Genomic DNA, 18921 nt, shown 5'->3' on the forward strand with positions numbered 1-18921 from the left:
AGAAAGTGTATGAAATTACTCCCAGCTATTTTTGACAAAATCAACACCCTAGCTCATACCACCGAAAGAATTGGGCTATTTACAATTATTGTCTTGGGGGAATCTATTGTTGCAGTAGTAGGTGGGGTATCAGATAGAGAATGGACTCCAATGGCAATTGCGATCGCTTTGCTGGGTTTATCCATCGCCTTTAGCTTCTGGTGGATGTATTTTGACACCGTAGACGAATCTCCTCTAACGGCTATGAAACAGGGCAATATGAGGACTGCTCTTACCTGGCTATATTCCCACCTCCCCCTAGCTATTGGCTTAACTGCAACGGGAGTAGGAGTAGAAAAAATGATTAATGGTTTAGAACACGATTCCTCTAGCAGCGAAAAAACCCTATTCTGTGTGGCGGTAGCCTTATGTATGCTGATCCTATCAAACCTTCATTGGACTAGCTGTCAACTCGGACAAACTAAATGCAAGCGCATCTTAACTTTCTATCGCCTTGGTGCAGCAGCTTTTATATTATCTTTAGCCTTTGCTAGCAGCTTTCTCTCTTCTTTAGTAATTATTACTCTAGTTGCGATCGCCTGTACCATTCAAATTGCTTTAGATATTTTTAATACTTGTGGATAAATCAATCATATCTATTGCGATCGTTTATCCTCTCTCCTTACCTTATGGGTAGAAATCCCTAAACCCTGTATATCTAGGCAAATGGTAGAATTATTAAAAGTTGTTAAATATAGCTGCACAACTAGGCGATAGAAGCTTAGAAAGCAAATATAAGAAAGATAAAATACTGATAATTCCTAAATAAATACTACTATGCTGAAAAGACTGTTGGGCGATCCCAATGCCCGAAAACTAAAGAAATTCCAACCTTTGGTAGCAGAAATCAATCTCATCGAAGAAGACATCAAAGACCTATCTGATGAAGATTTGAAAGCCAAGACGTTAGAATTTCGTAAGCAATTAGCTGAAGGAAAAAATGACGAAGAAGTTAAAGAAATTCTTGATGATATTCTACCCGAAGCTTATGCTGTAGTTAGAGAAGCTGCAATTCGTGTTTTAGGGATGCGCCACTACGACGTGCAGTTGCTTGGTGGCATAGTATTACACAAAGGACAAATCGCCGAAATGAAAACTGGGGAAGGTAAAACCCTCGTTTGTACTCTTCCTGCTTATCTTAACGGTTTGACTGGCAAAGGCGTTCACGTTGTTACGGTCAACGATTATCTAGCTCGAAGAGACGCGGAATGGATGGGACAAGTTCATCGTTTCTTGGGTTTGAGTGTCGGCTTGATTCAATCAGGAATGAGTCCTTCTGAGAGAAGAAAGAACTACGCTTGCGACATTACCTACACCACTAACAGCGAGCTGGGTTTTGACTATCTACGGGACAACATGGCTGTCTCGATGGAAGAAGTAGTACAGCGTCCGCCTAATTACTGTGTAATTGATGAAGTCGACTCCGTATTAATCGACGAAGCTAGAACTCCTCTAATTATTTCAGGTCAAGTAGAGCGTCCTACAGAGAAATATCTCTATGCAGCCCAAGTAGCCGAACAGTTAGTCAGACAAGACGAAGACTACGACGAAGAAGCGAAGGGCGACGAGGGTATTGGCGACTATGAAGTAGACGAGAAAGCCCGTAATGTCTTAATGACTGATGAAGGTTTCGCCCACGCAGAAGAAATCTTGGGAGTTACGGATTTATACGACCCTGAAAATCCTTGGGCGCACTATATCTCTAATGCAGTTAAAGCGAAAGAATTATTTACCAAAGATGTTAACTACATGGTGCGTAATGACGAGATTGTAATCGTCGATGAATTTACAGGGAGAGTACTGGCGGGAAGACGTTGGAGTGACGGCTTACACCAAGCAATTGAAGCCAAAGAAGGCGTACCCATCCAAAAAGAAACTCAAACTCTAGCCAGTATTACCTATCAAAACTTTTTCTTGCTCTATCCTACTTTGGCAGGGATGACTGGTACGGCTAAAACCGAAGAAACTGAATTTGAAAAAGTTTACAATCTTCAGGTAACTATCATTCCTACTAACCTACCTCCCAAACGGGCAGATTTGGCTGATGTAGTTTATAAAAAAGAGATCGGCAAATGGCAAGCAGTTGCCGAAGACACCGCTAATATGCACGAAAAAGGTCGTCCTGTATTAGTAGGTACGACTAGCGTCGAAAAATCTGAATTGATTTCTCAGTTGTTACGAGAAAAAGGTATTGAGCATAATCTGCTGAATGCTAAACCTGAAAACGTGGAACGAGAATCAGAAATCGTCGCCCAAGCAGGGCGTAAAACTGCTGTAACTATCGCCACCAACATGGCTGGACGAGGTACGGATATTATTTTGGGTGGTAATGCAGACTATATGGCTAGGCTCAAAGTTAGAGAGTATTTTATGCCCAAACTAGTGATTCCTGAAGACGATAACCTGATGGCGAATGTACCAGGAATTGAGATCAAAAAAGATGCTCCCAAAGGCTTTGCTGGTGCTAGCAATGGCAAGAAAGTCAAAACTTGGAAAGCTTCTCCTCAAATTTTCCCTACGGAGTTGTCCAGCGAAACAGAAAATATCCTCAAGGAAACCGTTAAGTTTGCCATACAAAAATATGGCGAACAAAGTTTACCCGAATTAGAAGCAGAAGAAAAAATTGCCGTTGCAGCGGAAAATGCCCCTGTAGACGATCCTGTATTGAAAAAATTGCGGGAAGCTTATAAAGCTATTCGTAAAGAATACGATGAATTCACCGATGCTGAACACAATGAAGTGATTGCCAATGGTGGTCTGCACGTAATTGGTACTGAGCGTCACGAATCTCGCCGAGTAGATAATCAACTACGAGGACGGGCGGGAAGACAAGGCGATCCTGGTTCGACTAGATTTTTCCTCAGTTTACAAGATAACTTATTGAGAATCTTCGGTGGCGATCGCGTGGAAAAATTGATGAATATGATGCGGGTTGAGGATGATATGCCTATTGAGTCCAAAATGCTCACTAATTCTCTAGAAGGGGCGCAAAAGAAAGTAGAAACTTTCTATTACGATACTCGCAAGCAGGTATTTGAGTATGACGAGGTAATGAATAACCAGCGTCGGGCTATCTATGCCGAACGTCGTCGGGTGTTAGAAGGGTTAGATTTGAAAGAACAGGTAATTCAATACGCCGAGAAAACAATGGGGGAAATTGTCGATGCTTATGTCAATCCTGAGTTGCCCCCTGAAGAGTGGAAGTTAGATAAGATGGTAGATAAAGCTAAGGAGTTTATTTATCTTCTAGAAGATGTCGAACCCGCCCACCTAGAAGATATGACTGTCAATGAAATGAAAACCTTCCTCTGTGAAGAAGTTCGCAAGGCTTACGATATCAAGGAACATCAAATCGATAGTATGCAGCCTGGGTTGATGCGTCAGGCAGAAAGATTCTTTATTCTGCAACAGATTGATACTCTTTGGCGCGAACACCTACAGGCGATGGATGCTTTAAGAGAGTCGATTGGTTTGCGGGGTTACGGACAAAAAGATCCTCTGATTGAATATAAACAAGAGGGTTATGAAATGTTCTTGGAAATGATGATTGATATTCGTCGTAATGTTGTTTATTCACTCTTCCAATTCCAACCCCAAACTCCTCCACCGCAACAAGCAGAAGCTCAAGCACAAACGGTTTAGAGAAATTTACTGCAATTCAATAATCGATCAAGCCAGCACTAGTTGCTGGTTTTTTGTTTCGCTCTAAATATTTTTAAAAATCTCAAAATACTCAAAATACAGACAATTCATCTACGTTTGTCTGCGTTCACTATTGTTTTAATGTACGATGGTTTGGGGTTAGCTTCGTATTTCTAGCCCGTTTCTCTCAAACATAATGAATTGAATTATATTCATTGAACGCTTGTTAGATAAACTAGCTGTTGTAAGAGCTTCTCTGCTTTGAAAAGATACCATATGGTTTCTATATTTAGAGATTTACAACACTATCTATTTCGATTAAAATACGGTTTTTGCAAAATCATAGATATTAAATGTTTGTCAGAAAAAAAATCGACTACTATCCCATAACCGTAATCATACTAATATTTGCCATCGATTTATTAGTTTTTTTCCTTAGTCCTTCTTGGATTTTGACTTTATTGTGGGGCTTAATCAGCATATACATTAAAGGTTTTACTTGTTCGTTGAATCATCACCATCAACACTATAAATTTTTCTCTGTAAAATGGGCGAATCGAGGGATTGAGTTTATTATGGGTTTGCAGACTGGTGTAGTAGGGGAACTTTGGGTATTGCATCATACTCTGGGACACCACCAGAATTATCTCGATCGACGCAAAGATGAATCTGGTTGGCAAAAGGATAATGGGGAAATAATGAGTGTTGTGGAATATACTCTTTATGTTGGCACGACTACTTATGCCAAAGGATTGAAAGTTGGGGAAAGATATCCCCGCGAACAAAAACGTCTGATTCAAAATATAGTTCTTACTTTAGTCGCGATCGCTTTTCTCGTTTGGTATAACTGGTATAATGCCTTAGTGGTGTTTGTTCTGCCTATGCTGATTTTGCTCTACGCTACGGTGTTTGATACTTACAAACATCATGCAGGGTTAGATACGGAAGATCCTTATCGAGCAACTTACAACATCATTGACCCTACTTATAATTGGTTTACCTGCAATCTGGGTTATCATACCGCTCATCATCTTCAGTGTGGCAAGCATTGGGCAGAATTGCCAGCATTACACGAACAAATTAAGGATAAAATTCCTCAAAATTTGTATCGAGAACCAGGTTTTCCTTTTCCTCAGATTACTAGATTAACCAGTTTATTGAGGAATCTCGGCGCAATGTTGGAAGTATAGCGATCGAGGTTTATTTAATTTATTAATAGTCTTCATCGTCAAAGATTACCAAAAGTATCCTTTCTCCACGGTAGTCTGACGCTTATCGGGATTGTATTTAAGCAAGTATTCTTGGGAAATAGCCTCTTGTTTTCTTAAAGAGTTTACTTCCTTCTCTCCTATTTCCGTATCAGTAGAAAGCAAAATTACCTGGTGGGATGCAGTAGGAAAATATCGTTCGACTAAATTATTACGATGAGATGAATCTAGTCTGCCTAAGGGGGTATCGATCGCAATGGGAAGATTACGCCCCGATACTCTAGCCAAACCCCACAAAAAGGCGATCGCCAGTAGTTGTTTTTCCCCTGCGGATAATCGTTGCTTGGGGAATAATTGCCCATTAGTGTCGTATAGTTTTAGTCTAAAGCGATCGCTATCTATAGTCACGCGGTTAATCAAATTAGATTTATGCAGTAGATATAAGAAGCAGTCTTTGACCTCTGTTTCTAGCTTATTAAGTTTTTTAAGAGTCAATTTTTCTTTGAATACCTTGAGGGTATCTTGTACTTTAGTGGCAGAATTTATAATATGTTCGTCACCAATTTTGTCAATAGCTTCTTCGCTATAATTTTTCAACTTGCGGTTTAATTCTTGAGTTACGCGATCTATTTCGCGATCTATATTTTCTACCTTATCTTTAGCTATATCGTATTGAGTTTTATACTTACTTATCGCTTTTTGAGTATTTTCTACTGCATCGATTAATTTCTGATAATCTTCGGGGGATGCAGCACTAGCTAATTGAGTTTCGGTGTTATCTATCTGGGTTGTTAGGCGTTCGATTTCTTGAATGATATTTTGAGAATTTTTAGTTTCTAAAGACAAGCGATCGCCAGAAAAAACGTATAATTGCTGCAATTGCTTTTCTGTTATATCTAAATAATTATCTCCTGCATCTTTAATAGAATCAGCAATAGTTTTATTTTCTTTTTCTATAAAAAACTCGATTTTATCAATAGACTCTGGTGATAAAGAAATAGTATCAAAATAATCTAATAACTTCCGATCTCTTACTGCTAATATTTTTTGCGCTTGTTTAAACTGTTGAGATTTAACTTCTAATTCTCCCTGTTTGATTGCATTATTTAATAAAGGTATAATTAATCCTAATGGTAAACTGCTTTCTGCTAGCTCAATTAAGTCTTTTCTTTTGTTCTCTAACTGACTATTAAGCTCTTGAATTCGAGCTTCAAAAACGTCTCTTTCGGCTGCAATTTTGCCCCCTTGTTTATTAAACTTTGTAGTGGCGCGTTCTCTTTTTTTATAGGCCTGTTTTAATTTCTCATCTATGATTAAATAATTTTCATTCAGCTGTTCTCTATCTTGTTTTTTAGCTGCTAGTTTAGTTTCAATTTCTTCTATAGTTAATAACTGAGCTTTACTCGCGATCGCTTTTCTTTTTCGATTAACTAATACCGATAAATCAACAGATAACTTCTCTGCTAATTCTAAGCCCAATAAATTATTAATTGCTTCGACTACAGCAGGGGGAGGCGTATCTAATTCAGCTAATTCTTTGACTTGTTCTCCATCAAACAAAAACAAATTAGAAATACCTAATGGTAAAATACTTTCAATATATTCATCCCAATGCTCTTCTAAATTGCGATCAAACCTGTCTTCTCTTTCGATGCTAAGGCTATCCTTTCCATCTTTAATATCTCTTTTCCAAGCGCGGATAATTTTAAACTGCTGCCAATTTCCTTCAAAAACATCTTCAAAAGATAACTCAATTCTAGTTATATCTGCGGAGGTAGCATGACTATTAACAGACTGTTTTAAAAACTCACTGTAGCCCAAATTTCCTCGATTAGAACACTTTGCTCTTTGTCCGTATAAAGCCAAACGAATAGCATCCATCAAAGTAGTTTTTCCGCCACCATTCATTCCCCCTAATAATACGATAGGACGAACAACATCATTATTCTCAGGATGCCCTAAAGGACTACCCGAAGGTCGCAAATTAATTATTTGCCTTCCTACATAAGCACCAAAGTTTTCAATTACTAATTCAGTAAAAATCATATTTTTTAAATTGACAACTGCCCTAAAGGATACCGCTATGCATAACAATGGATAATTATCAATTATTTGACTTGTTTTTAAATATTTCTAAATTGGAGTTTATCAAAGAATTTAGGATTTAGCTGGAAATTTTATATTTGACCAAGTGGCTTTTTCATCTTTCTTAGACTTAGTTAGCTGCTCAACTTTTTTAATTACTGTTTCACTATCACCTTGTTCAGCAGCGGTTTTTAATTCATACTTCTGATGAGCATTTGCAATCGCTTCTTCTTTGCTTCTCGAACTAGTATCAAAACATTTTTCCAAACCTTCATAGATACCCAAACGCCGATTTTTAATCTTGAATTGTCTTTCCGTATCTAACAGTTTCGACATCAATTCCAAGTGCATCTCATCATCGCATATTTCCTCAAGAATTTCCCACTCATCACTACCTATTGTCTTTTCTTCTGCACCTAATCTAATATCTTTAAATACCTCTCCCGTTACCTCTTGATAGATGCGAGGTAAACTGTCATCAAACTCGTGTTTTTCCTCTAGCCAAATTCTTCTAATCTCGCTTAACTCTTCAATCGTAATTAAGCTAATATCTTTAAAATCTTCTGGCGCATTCTGTCTAACTTCTACTTGTGCTTCTAATAGCTTTCTCAACCAATTTTCTCGCCATTTTTTAGTATAAGGACCAGGAATAGGCTCAATAGAAGTTTCTCCTCCCCCCATATTTCTCTCAAATAACTGCACATGACCACGAAGACGGCGAAAATCTCTTTTATGGCGATCGTTTCTAATGTCTAATTCCAAACGAAAGTCTACTAATGGCTGTAACCATTCTTTTTCTTCGTCATTACGGATCATTGCAGTAAGAGACTTATCACTGTCTACTAAAGTACAAACCCAGCAACCAAAACGAGAACTACCACAACTAGGAGTTGATGTATCGACTACCAAGGGACACTCGTTATCTTCAGTTGCGCCACGATACATAGCAAACAAATCTTTATTACTATATCCCCAAGGGTTTTCCCACTGCATTAAATAAAGCCAAACCTCATCTGTATGCCAGTCTTCAACAGGAGTATACAGTAGAGAGCTTGGTAAATGTGAATGAGGACAAAGGCGATCGCGTATTTTAGTTTCATCTCGCTTGCTCATTATTGCAGCACGGTTAGCACTTTCTGTTTTACGAGTACCCAATACTACTATTGCTTCGCCATTTTGACGTATTACGTTACGAATAAAGTTATTAGATGGATCGATTTTTAAACGAGGAGTACACCAACGAAATCTATGTCTTGGAGCAGGATAGCCTTTTCCAATTAACCCCACCCAATAAGTTGTTGCGGCTTCAGGTTTTAATAAATGAGGTTCTATAGGTAATTGTTGCTGCTTGGCACTAACCGCCATTTGTTTTAGAGAATTATTAACCCAAGATGAAACAATAGGGTTTTCGACTAATGTATCTGTAGTTATGACATATATCTTCTTCTTTCTCTTTTCTATAGGAAGCTCAGATATTGCATTCCAAATTAACTGTAAAACTGCGGTGCTGTCTTTGCCACCTGAGTAACCTATCACAAAAGGAATTTCATCAGCAAGATATAATTCTTGAATTTCAGCAGATAGTTTTTCGATATCTTTAATTAATTCAGGAACAGCACGGGAGGGAAATGTAGATGCTGGTTTAGATGTCATTGCTAAAATTTATATATTATAAGCTCTGCTAATTTACGATCTTACGAATATCGTCCTGTATCTGGTTAACTACTTTTCCTTGCCATTTTTGTTTTAAATGTATAAGTCCTGCTTCGGCATATTGGCTAATAATTTCTATTAATTCATCACTATTGGTCGGTTGGGGTTTTTTGCTACGTTTGTGAATAGCATATACTGCCGCTTCTAGTGAAAGACGAACATCATCGTCTATTAAACCTAATAAGTTTACTACTATATGTTGACGATCTTTTGAAGGTATAGGAAGAATATCTAGATTGTTCTTAATGGCAAAGGCAGCAGCAAACAAGTAACCATCTATTACGCGCTCAAAGATTTTTTTATCTTTAAGCCATTTGGCATATTCTCTAGCTTCTGGTGTAGGACGAAAAGTTTTAGTAATATCAATACGCTTCATTATTCGATTTTAATGACAGAACTAAATCTATTGTCTCCTTTTCTGCTGATAACATGAGTTTGAACAATATAAGGTGCTAAATCATCCAATATATTTTGTGGCAAATCTTCACCTGTAGCTAAGAGTATCACTTGAGAAGGAAGTTCTGGCAGAGAATTAATAATATTTTTCTTATGTATGGGGTCAAGATGACCAAAAGGAGTATCCATAACTAAAGGAGCAGCTTTTCCAGAAGCTTGATTTAAACCTGCAATAAAAGCAAAAGCCAAGGTTTCTTTTTCACCTGGACTGAAATTAATTTCTTCTGGATTAACAATATCACCAGATTTTTGCTTAATTCCTAATGTATAGTCTTGATTTATTCTAACTCCTTTATATTCCTCTGGTTTGTTAGTAATTTTCTGATGTATTTCTGAGGTATATTGTTCGATTATTTCACGACTGTTATCTATCTGCCATCTTACAAGTTCGTCAGCAGCTTGATAGAGTCTGTCAGCAATATCTGACTGTCGGCTCAAATTTGCTGCTTCTTTATTTTGACTGGCTAGTTTTTTTCTCTGTTTTTGTAGTTTGCTTTGTTCCTCCTCAAGTTCCTCTATATCTCTTTCTAAACGATCTATCTGATCTTGCTTTTGCTTAAGTGCGTTTTCTTGTTGATATAGCTTTTGCCAAATCTTCTTAATGCTGTCGCGGTCAAAACCATCTGTATCTTGTTTTAATTTCTTGATCGCTTGTTCGGTTTCAGTCAGATCTTCTTCAAGGCGATCGCGTCTTAATAAGAGTAATTCGAGATCGGGGGATGGAGTACGGCACAACATACTTAATTCAGTATGCAGTTTCTGGTTATCAACCGCTTGTTTATATAAATGTCTAGAATTTTTCGCTTTTTCTAACTGTTCTTCAAGATATTGGCGAACTTCAGTATCTATGCAACGTCCGCAAACACACTCATCATTAATAATTAGCTTTTCCAGCAGGGATGTATCAGCCAACTGCTTATTATTAATTAAAGTTTTAGTATGTATTTCATCAGCTATTTCTCTAACCAGACCTGACAATAAGTAAATAGGAGCTTTGCGAAAAGAAGTTTTTATTTTTTCCGATATTTGTTCTAAATCTTTTATTACAATACTTTCGGTTTTTTCTAACTTGTTAATTTCATCAAATTTACTTTGGGCTTCATCACTTTGTCTAGCTTCTTTGTCTAAAGCATTTAAAATAATACGTTCTTGCTGTAAGTCCTGTAGCGTTTGGTTTTTTGTTGCTTCCTTAATACTAATATTATCTTTAATCTCATTTAGTTCTTGACTAACCTTCTTTAACTCATTTTTGGTACTGGATATGTTATCAAATTCCTGTTCTATTTCTTTTCGTACTTTTTTAGTGTCGTCAATTAGGTTTCTAATTTCTGGAATACCTAAAACTTGTTCTATAGCATTGCGAGTTTCTTTACTATGAGTAAGTTTGGCATATTCTTCAATTTTCTTGCCATCGAAAAAAAACAGTTCTTTGCATGATTCTGGTAACAAAGATTCTATATTTTCTTTTGTGTCTGGTTTTTCTTTACCACTCTTATTGAAACTAAAAGTAGTTTGTTTAAAATTAACGTTATTTCCCCTAACTAATCTTTTTACAACACGAGTAATACGATATAATTCTTCGCCTTGTTTGAATGTCAAAATCACTGACATTTCTAAACTGGGATTTTCCTTTACAGCTATAGAGTTGAAAAAAGTTACAAATTTAGGTTGTTGTCTTGTATCTGGAAAAATTGCTTTTACTCCATAAAGACACCATAAAATGCCTTGCAATAATGAAGTTTTACCATAACCATTATCACCGAATACTACCCAAATGTTTTTAGTGACAACAGTATCTAAATTAAAGTTGATAACTTGATCTTGAAAACATTTCCAATTTTGAAAATGAATACTCTTTAGCTTGATTTGCATTTATTATATTTTAAATTATTTGTATAATGCAGCGTATTGTTGTATCACCTTTCTTATTTCAGGAACTAACCTACGTTGTTGTAAAATAACCCGTTCCTTTTCCATCTGGATTACTTTTTTCAATAAAGATGCGGGAATATTATGTTTTTTAGCTAATTCCTTTATTTTTTCTTCCATGTGTAATCTATTTAACTAGTAAAATTAAATCAGAGTAAGTAATGCCGTAATGAGATAATTCATCTCCTAGCTTAGTAATAACTGAAGCTTTATTGCTAGCTGTTTTAGCAAAATGTTTAATTCTCTTAACTTCTGATGTAATTAGTTTTAATTGTCCGTCTCCTATTGGTGGTACTACAAGTATATCAATCAAAGTTGCCCTTTCTTTCCCTTTGGCTTTTCTTAAAATTCTGCCTCTACGTTGAATAAACTGGCGTTCGGAAGTATCGCTAGCTAATATTATCGCTTCTTGGGCAGCAGGTACATTTACACCTTCGTCAAGACATTTTACGGCTACTAAAGCATCAAAACGACCCTGGCTGAAATTATTCAATATTTGAGGACGTTGCTTATCTTCTTTGGAAGTAAAGCGGGAGATATTTATTCCCTTTTGTGATAGTCGATGACACACGATGTCTGCTTGGTTAATATCAGCACAATAAACCATGCCTCTATTTAAAGGATGATCTTGTATAATGCGACCAAGGACGGTTATCTTTTCACTAGCAGATTTAATAATACGAGATCGCTCTATAGTTAAACGATTTATAGATCCGCTTACTTTATCATTACCACTTCTCAACAATTTGGCAATTTTTTTAGTGAGTCGTTGATACTCTTCATTTTCGGCATCGGTCAGAGTGACCACATAAACATAGTATTCGTACTCGCAAAGAATTTTCAATCCAATAGCTTCTTCTAAACTTAACTCGTAAACGATATCGCCAAAATAATCTAATACAAATTCTGTCCCTTCTTCATCATGAGGACGTATGGGAGTAGCAGATAAACCCAAGCGGTAAGTAAAATCATCTCTTAAGATCCTGCGATATTGTGAAGATCCTGCGGTGTGAACCTCGTCAGCAATCATTAAAGACTTAATGGGCAACCCTCCAGCATCTTCAATAAGTTCTGCCACTGTAGATCTAGACAAACCGCTATAAGTACCAACCACAACAGTAGGTAATCTTTTAACTGCTTGTACGTTGCCGTGAATTAAGCGTAACTTTTTATATAGGGTATTTCTCCAGGTTTCAGACTTACCGACTGCTGGAATAGGATAATAAAAATCTGTAAGCTTATCTAATTCATCCATCCATTGTTGAACTAAATCTTTAATAGGAACAACGACAATAATTAAATCTAAATCTTCTATACTACTAGCGCAAGCTAAAGCCGTAATAGTTTTACCTGCCCCTGTTGCCATAGCCAGAATTCCCTTATAGTTGGCAGACTTGAACTTGACCAAGGCTTCTTCTTGATAAGGTCTTAAAGTAATATCTAAACTATGAAGAGATCGCGATTTATCTTCTTCAACATCATATTTAGTTTTATCCTCTGCTACTAACTTTGACTTTTTTCTGACCGATACTGTTGGTTTCGCATAAGGACAATATTCTAATAGTTTGCGGGCTGCTGCTTCAGGAAAACTGATGACTTCTGCTTTAGGAGTTTTATTTAGCCACAGTCTTTCAAAATCTTCATTGATGCGCTTAACTCGTTTAGCTTCTTCTCCTCGCCAAGAACAAAAAATTTCAATATTTTCAAAATTATCAATTAGTCCCGATTTTGTTTCGTTAATTGAACCAGTAAAGGCTAACCTGTTGTTGTTGCCATCCGTTAAAACACCAATTTTTTCATGATAAAGACCAGGATCTTCAAAATTATTAGCCACGGCTAATTTAATATCTAAAATACCCTGACTCAATAACCAAGATAAACAAGTTAGTCTATCTTGGGAGACAGTTTCAAATTCTTGAATAATTGCTTTACTAATAACTTCTTCTTTTTGCTTTAAACCTTTTTCAATAGCCTTAATATCTTCACGAGAAAGTTGAGGTGATGCTACTAGACGCATATTACCGCCTGCTTTAATCAAAGCTGCTAGCCCTTGGGAAATAGAAACGATAGAAGTACTAGAAAAATATCCCACTGCCCGACTGTACAAGATGGTTTGAGAAAGGCAAGGAACATAAAAATCTTGGATTAAATTATGGCGATCGCTTCTATAATGATCTTGAATATAAATATCTGATAAATTCAATTGAATAAATAAGCAATTAAACTGAAAATAATAATTACTATTTTTACATATTCAAATACTTAAATTCAAAAAAGCGATCGCTTTACACTTCAAAACAAACAAATCCTTTGCGCCTTATGCTTTGCGGTATCCTTTAGGATAGCGACTTGGCGTGAGATACCAAAAAGAAATACCCCTCAATTAAATATTAAATCAAGGGGTATAAAATAATAGAAAAACTATTCTCTTTGTTTATCTTTTGGGTTCTTAAGATTAGATCCAGTAGATAAATTTCTATTACTATTAAATCGATATTTATTGGGTTTATTAGGATAACCCATGATCGCGACGGCATTATTTGACATAATCTTTTTTTGAATTAAAAAACAGAATACTAAATCATTTATTCAATTCTAAAAAGACTTTAATTAAACCGCTGCGATCGCGATCGCATATCCAAAGAAAAAATTGATTAATGTTCCAAACCTACGGCATCTTTAATATTATCTAATCCTTTTTCATCCAATTTAGCTAATAAACCAGACAACACATTATTAACCATCCAAGGTCCTTCATAGACCCAACCAGTGTATACTTGTAGCACACTCGCCCCTGCAATAATTTTAGCCCAAGCATCTTCTGCATTAAATATTCCACCAACACCAATTATGGGTAATTTACCCCCTGTTTCTTGATAAATAAAGCGGATTACCTCAGTAGAACGTTCTTTGACGGGGAAGCCACTAATTCCCCCCGCTTCATCTTGAATACTTTTGCCTGTTTCCTTAAGGATTTTAGTATTAAGGCGATCTCGACTGATAGTAGTGTTGGTAGCAATGACCCCAGAGAGATTATAGCTAGTTGCTAAATTCAAAATATCTTTAATATCCTCCCATTCCAAATCAGGAGCAATTTTAATTAGAATAGGTTTACTATTGGTATTAGCTGTTTGTAATCCCGATAAAATAGGTTCTAGCTGTTCCCCTCCTTGAAGCGATCGCAAACCTGGAGTATTAGGAGAACTAACATTAATTACAAAGTAATCTGCCACATCCTGAAGATATTGAAAACTACCTACATAGTCTGCTGTCGCCTCTTCTAGGGCTGCTATTTTAGATTTACAAAGATTGATACCAATTGGAATTTTGCGAGGTTGTCTGCGCCAAGTTTGAGCTAGAGTATCCGCCATGACTGCTGCACCCAAATTGTTTGCACCCATGCGATTAAGTGCTGCTTTATCTTCTGGTAGGCGAAACATACGAGGGCGGGGGTTTCCTGATTGAGAATGAAGAGTTACCGCACCCAATTCGGCAAAACCAAAACCAAAACTACTCCACATTCCCGCTGCTGTACCATCTTTATCAAACCCTGCTGCTAAACCGAAAGGATTATTAAAATTCAATCCCCAGAGTGTTTGTTGCAAGCGAGAGTCTCTAATACAAAAAGACTTTTCTAGCTGCTTAATTGCCAAATTTCCCCAGACAGAATGACGATTAATTTCTAGATTACTTAGAGTCTTAAGCATTTGACGATGAGCTGTTTCAGGATCGCTTTTAACAGAAGAAAGTAATAAAGGATACAAAGGTTTAGTAAAGTTAAGCATTATTATATTTGATGATTTATAACTAATTGCCGTTGTCCATTGTCAATTATCCATTGTCAATTCTGCTTGTAACCGATTCAATTCCTCTCTATCCCTTTTCAATTCTTGTTCCAACTCCTGCAATTGTTCGCGACGAGTTTCAATTTCCAAAGCACGGCGATTTAACTCCAAATTTTGGGCTGTAATTTCCTGTCGCCACTTTTCCACCTTACTTTGCTCGCGTTCAATAAACTGAGGATTAATGGCATTTTTAGTTAGATGCTGCTGTAAAATGCTCAATATCCATTCTTTCGCATCCTGAATACTAATTATTTGGCGATCGCTATCTATTTCTACCAATACCAAAACTCCCCCACACAAAGAACTTTCTTTAGTTAAAAGCAAAGTCTCGGAATTATCTACTTCCCAGACATATTCCGATTCTTGGCGTGCAAGCACCTGTAGCTGTATTTCTCCCGAATCAGGATTAATTTCAACTTGCGCTAGATATAACATGGTTATAAAGAGTCTCGAACATAGATGTAGTTATTTATATCATTAATGATACTTTTACTTGAGACGTTCTAAACGTTCCTTTAATATTTCCGCTTGTTTTTTGGCTTCCGCTAAGTCATTATTTGCCCCTTGAATTACTTCTGCGGGGGCTTTATTAACAAAACCAGGATTATTCAAACGTCCAGTTAAAGATTTGATATCCTTCTCTACCTTATCTAATTTTTTCTGTAATTTTGCTTCTAATGCAGGAACATCCACTAAACCAGTTAAAGGAATTAATATCTGTACTGTAGCCGTTACCCCTGCAATTACCTGTCCTGGATCTTCTAGAGTAGAACTAATAATTAACTCCCCTACCTTACCAATATCTTTAATATAGGCTTCGGTAGACTTAAGCAATTCAATCTCTTTCTCACTCTCAGTTTGCAGGATAACTTTTATTTTCTCTCCTGGCTTAATTACCGACTCCGCACGCAAATTACGGATAGTACCTATGGTATTAAACAGCAAGTCAAAGCTTTGTTCTAGTTCCAAATCTATGAGATTATCGTTTAATTCAGGATAAGTTTGAACAGCAAGAATATACTTTCCATTATACTGAGTAAGTGTTTGCCAAATCTCCTCCGTAATATGAGGCATGAAAGGGTGGAGTAATCTCAATATTCCGTCTAAAACATAAGCAAGAACATTTTGTGCTACTTTACGACTAGCTGAAGATTCATCTTGCCAAAGACGAGTTTTGACTAATTCAATATACCAATCGCAAAAATCATTCCAAATAAACTCATACAAACCTTTTGCTGCTTCGCCTAAACCATATTTCTCAATATTGCTGCGGGTTTGTTTTACGGTTTGATAAAAACGAGACAGAATCCAATAATCTGCTTTCTCTAAAAATTCATTACCTACGAAATCAAAGTATTGAAGTTTATTAGAGTTAAAGGAGAATTGAAATTCTTGGGGAGTTTTCCCTTTCAGATTCATCATTACAAACCGCGAAGCATTCCACAGCTTGTTCGCAAAATTACGAGAAGCCTCTACAGATGCAGATTCTTGTTTCTTCCTGTCGTAGTCAAAGCTAATATTTTGTCCCGCACCGACAACTTTTGTAATCAGGGTATAACGCAAGGCATCCGCACCATATTTATCAATCATCAATAAAGGATCGATACCGTTACCTTTAGACTTGGACATTTTTTGTCCATTTTCATCCAATACCAAGCCGTGAATATACACATCATCAAAAGGCATCTTATCCGTGAAGTGTCCCGCCATCATGGTCATGCGGGCTACCCAAAAGAAGATAATATCAAAGCCCGTAACTAAAGTAGAGTTAGGGTAATACTTCTCTAAATCGGCGGTATTTTCTGGCCATCCCATAGTAGAAAAAGGCCATAAACCAGAGGAAAACCAAGTATCCAATACATCAGGATCTTGTTCTAATTCAATATCATTCCCGTACTTCTCTTTCGCTTTAGTTTCTGCCTCTGCTTCATCGAAAGCCACCACAAACGGCGTATTATCTTGAATCTCCCCATTAGTTTCTGAAACTACATACCAAGCAGGAATTTGATGACCCCACCATAGTTGACGAGAGATACACCAATCTTTTAACTTAACCAACCAATCTCGATACACCTTCTTCCATCTTTCGGGTACATAGTTAGGAGAATTCTCGTTATCCAGGCAACCCAAAGCCTTCTGAGATAACGGATCGATTTTGACAAACCACTGGGTAGATAATAAAGGTTCTACTGGTACTTTACCGCGATCGCTGTAGGGAACGCTATGGCGATAGTCTTCAATCTTAACTAGATTGCCCAACTCATCCAGTTTCTTAACCACATTCTTGCGGGCAATAAAGCGATCTTGTCCCTGAAACTCCCCTGCATTCTCATTGAGACTGCCATCCTTATTCATGATGTTAATCATCGGCAGGTTATGACGTTTGCCCATCTCAAAGTCATTAGGATCGTGAGCTGGTGTCACCTTAACGCAACCCGTACCAAATTCCATCTCGACAAATTCATCGCCAATAATCGGAATCTCCCGCCCTACAATGGGCAAAGTCAGAGTCTTGCCAATATAATCCTTATATCTCTCATCATTAGGATTAACCGCAACACCAGTATCTCCCAACATGGTTTCAGGGCGTGTGGTTGCTACTTCTAAATGTCCGCTACCATCGCTTAAAGGATAGCGGAAGTGCCATAAATGCCCATCAACCTCTTGATTCTCTGCTTCCAAATCCGATACTGCCGAAAGAGATGCGGGACACCAGTTAACCAAATAGTTACCGCGATAAATCAGCCCTTCTTCGTAAAGTTTGACAAAAGCTGTCTTCACTGCCTGGGACAAACCCTCATCCATCGTAAATCTTTCTCTCGTCCAGTCGGCAGATACCCCTAGACTCTTCAACTGATTAATAATTGTCGTGCCAGACTCCTCCTTCCAAGCCCAAGCTTTCTTTAAATATTCTTCCCGTCCCAAATCCTCACGGCTTTTACCTTCGGTTTTAATCTGCTTATCAACAATGGTACTCACCGCAATACTGGCGTGATCCGTCCCAGGCAACCACAAAGTATTGCGCCCAATCATGCGATGGTAGCGAATCAAAGTATCGATCAAGGCACTCTCAAAAGCGTGTCCCATATGCAAACTCCCCGTAACGTTGGGTGGGGGAATGACAATGCAATAAGGTTCACCTTCCGCGTTAGGATCGGCTTTGAATACTTCTTTGTCCGCCCAGTATTGTTGCCACTTGGCTTCGGTTTGTTTGGGATCGTATTGAGTCGAGAGATTGGTTTCAGTTGCGGTCATGTGACTAGCAGAGAAGTTGGTTTTTCAGCAATTTCTTATTGTATATTCATTGCCGTCACTCTTGCTAATTGGTTATTTAATTGTTTGTAAAAAATATTCAGTGTTTGAGTTTTTAAAGATATTTTCCAAAATATTATATGTTTTTACTTTAGTTAACCCTACGAAGCTCTTTAGAAAAAATAATATGACTTTTAGCAAACTGCTTTGCCTACACCATAAGCCGCTAAACCTCCTATTGTTCCCAAAGCAGTTAGACCTAACGCTCCTATTCCTACTGCACTTCCAGCAGCAGCTATTCCCACGCCACCAATAGCACTATAAGTCAAAGCACCAGCCATTGCACCACCTGCAACAGGAATAAATACAAATTTATCAAAGCTCTTTTTGTTAGGATGAGAATTATAAGAATTTGCCCAAGAAGATAAAGCTTTTTGGTAAATTTTTCTGTCATAATCTGAAATTCTCACCCAATCATCGTTGGACATAATTCTTTTAAATTGCTGTTCCATATAAATTTCATATTGTTCTTCTCTTTCAGAATTAAAATTCTCTATGCTGTGCCATATTTTTTCTGCATTGATTATTAACTCATAATATTTATATTGAAACAACATTGCCAGAGAATTATTGGCAACTCTTTGTAAGAAGCTAACGCTGACCTTTCTAGATTCATTAGTTAAAGAATTCGTAACTATAGAACTCTTGCAAAAATATTTTGTGCTATGATTAAGGATTTTACTTTTCATTAA

The 18921-nt window shown here is 37.1% G+C and carries 12 protein-coding genes and 1 pseudogene; 3 read left to right on the plus strand and 10 right to left on the minus strand.

The window, feature by feature from the left end:
- The 3 genes from I4641_RS20855 to I4641_RS20865 all read left to right on the plus strand — a co-directional run.
- On the plus strand, window positions 1–624 hold a 624-nt coding region (locus I4641_RS20855), incomplete at its 5' end, for a low temperature requirement protein A (RefSeq protein WP_229642518.1).
- 192 nt (window positions 625–816) lie between these two features.
- Complete coding sequence (gene secA, locus I4641_RS20860; RefSeq protein WP_229642519.1) at window positions 817–3681, plus strand: preprotein translocase subunit SecA; 2865 nt, start codon at window positions 817–819, stop codon at window positions 3679–3681.
- 353 nt (window positions 3682–4034) lie between these two features.
- Window positions 4035–4871, plus strand: coding sequence for a fatty acid desaturase family protein (locus tag I4641_RS20865; protein ID WP_229642520.1), 837 nt, complete (start codon window positions 4035–4037; stop codon window positions 4869–4871).
- A gap of 45 nt (window positions 4872–4916) precedes the next feature.
- Here the strand turns inward: I4641_RS20865 and dndD are convergent, their stop codons facing one another.
- From dndD to I4641_RS20915, 10 genes and pseudogenes are all read right to left on the minus strand, one after another.
- Window positions 4917–6935: a DNA sulfur modification protein DndD gene (gene dndD, locus I4641_RS20870; RefSeq protein ID WP_229642521.1), complete on the minus strand. Its 2019-nt coding sequence runs from the start codon at window positions 6933–6935 to the stop codon at window positions 4917–4919.
- 111 nt (window positions 6936–7046) lie between these two features.
- On the minus strand, window positions 7047–8627 hold the full coding sequence (dndC, locus tag I4641_RS20875) for a DNA phosphorothioation system sulfurtransferase DndC (protein ID WP_229642522.1): 1581 nt from the start codon (window positions 8625–8627) through the stop codon (window positions 7047–7049).
- Window positions 8628–8655: 28 nt separating this feature from the next.
- A complete protein-coding gene (locus tag I4641_RS20880) occupies window positions 8656–9063 on the minus strand; it encodes a hypothetical protein (RefSeq protein ID WP_229642523.1) in 408 nt (135 codons plus the stop codon).
- A complete protein-coding gene (locus I4641_RS20885; RefSeq protein ID WP_229642524.1) occupies window positions 9063–11015 on the minus strand; it encodes an AAA family ATPase in 1953 nt (650 codons plus the stop codon). Before I4641_RS20885 ends, I4641_RS20880 begins: the two co-directional genes overlap by 1 nt.
- A 15-nt stretch (window positions 11016–11030) precedes the next feature.
- A complete protein-coding gene (locus tag I4641_RS20890; RefSeq protein ID WP_229642525.1) occupies window positions 11031–11192 on the minus strand; it encodes a hypothetical protein in 162 nt (53 codons plus the stop codon).
- 7 nt (window positions 11193–11199) lie between these two features.
- The gene (locus tag I4641_RS20895) at window positions 11200–13275 is read right to left on the minus strand and encodes a DEAD/DEAH box helicase family protein (RefSeq protein WP_229642526.1); all 2076 of its coding nucleotides are present in this window, start codon (window positions 13273–13275) and stop codon (window positions 11200–11202) included.
- 451 nt (window positions 13276–13726) lie between these two features.
- Window positions 13727–14857 (minus strand): quinone-dependent dihydroorotate dehydrogenase, encoded by a 1131-nt coding sequence (locus I4641_RS20900; RefSeq protein ID WP_229642527.1) that lies wholly within the window; start codon window positions 14855–14857, stop codon window positions 13727–13729.
- Between the two features lie 42 nt (window positions 14858–14899).
- Window positions 14900–15352, minus strand: coding sequence for an HmpF-related protein (locus I4641_RS20905; protein WP_229642528.1), 453 nt, complete (start codon window positions 15350–15352; stop codon window positions 14900–14902).
- A 54-nt stretch (window positions 15353–15406) separates the two neighbouring features.
- A complete protein-coding gene (locus I4641_RS20910; protein ID WP_229642529.1) occupies window positions 15407–18172 on the minus strand; it encodes a valine--tRNA ligase in 2766 nt (921 codons plus the stop codon).
- Window positions 18173–18363: 191 nt separating this feature from the next.
- Window positions 18364–18921 (minus strand): annotated as a pseudogene (locus tag I4641_RS20915) (hypothetical protein); the annotation flags it as partial.

This window comes from Waterburya agarophytonicola KI4 (assembly GCF_020640915.1).
In the GTDB taxonomy this organism is placed as follows: domain Bacteria; phylum Cyanobacteriota; class Cyanobacteriia; order Cyanobacteriales; family Xenococcaceae; genus Waterburya; species Waterburya agarophytonicola.

Bases quoted from the DNA above. Each gene is read 5' to 3' on its own strand.
- dndD (WP_229642521.1), bottom strand. From the start codon at position 6,935: ATGATTTTTACTGAATTAGTAATTGAAAACTTTGGTGCTTATGTAGGA.
- I4641_RS20880 (WP_229642523.1), bottom strand. From the start codon at position 9,063: ATGAAGCGTATTGATATTACTAAAACTTTTCGTCCTACACCAGAAGCT.
- I4641_RS20890 (WP_229642525.1), bottom strand. From the start codon at position 11,192: ATGGAAGAAAAAATAAAGGAATTAGCTAAAAAACATAATATTCCCGCA.
- secA (WP_229642519.1), top strand. From the start codon at position 817: ATGCTGAAAAGACTGTTGGGCGATCCCAATGCCCGAAAACTAAAGAAA.
- I4641_RS20900 (WP_229642527.1), bottom strand. From the start codon at position 14,857: ATGCTTAACTTTACTAAACCTTTGTATCCTTTATTACTTTCTTCTGTT.
- I4641_RS20910 (WP_229642529.1), bottom strand. From the start codon at position 18,172: ATGACCGCAACTGAAACCAATCTCTCGACTCAATACGATCCCAAACAA.
- I4641_RS20885 (WP_229642524.1), bottom strand. From the start codon at position 11,015: ATGCAAATCAAGCTAAAGAGTATTCATTTTCAAAATTGGAAATGTTTT.
- I4641_RS20865 (WP_229642520.1), top strand. From the start codon at position 4,035: ATGTTTGTCAGAAAAAAAATCGACTACTATCCCATAACCGTAATCATA.
- dndC (WP_229642522.1), bottom strand. From the start codon at position 8,627: ATGACATCTAAACCAGCATCTACATTTCCCTCCCGTGCTGTTCCTGAA.
- I4641_RS20905 (WP_229642528.1), bottom strand. From the start codon at position 15,352: ATGTTATATCTAGCGCAAGTTGAAATTAATCCTGATTCGGGAGAAATA.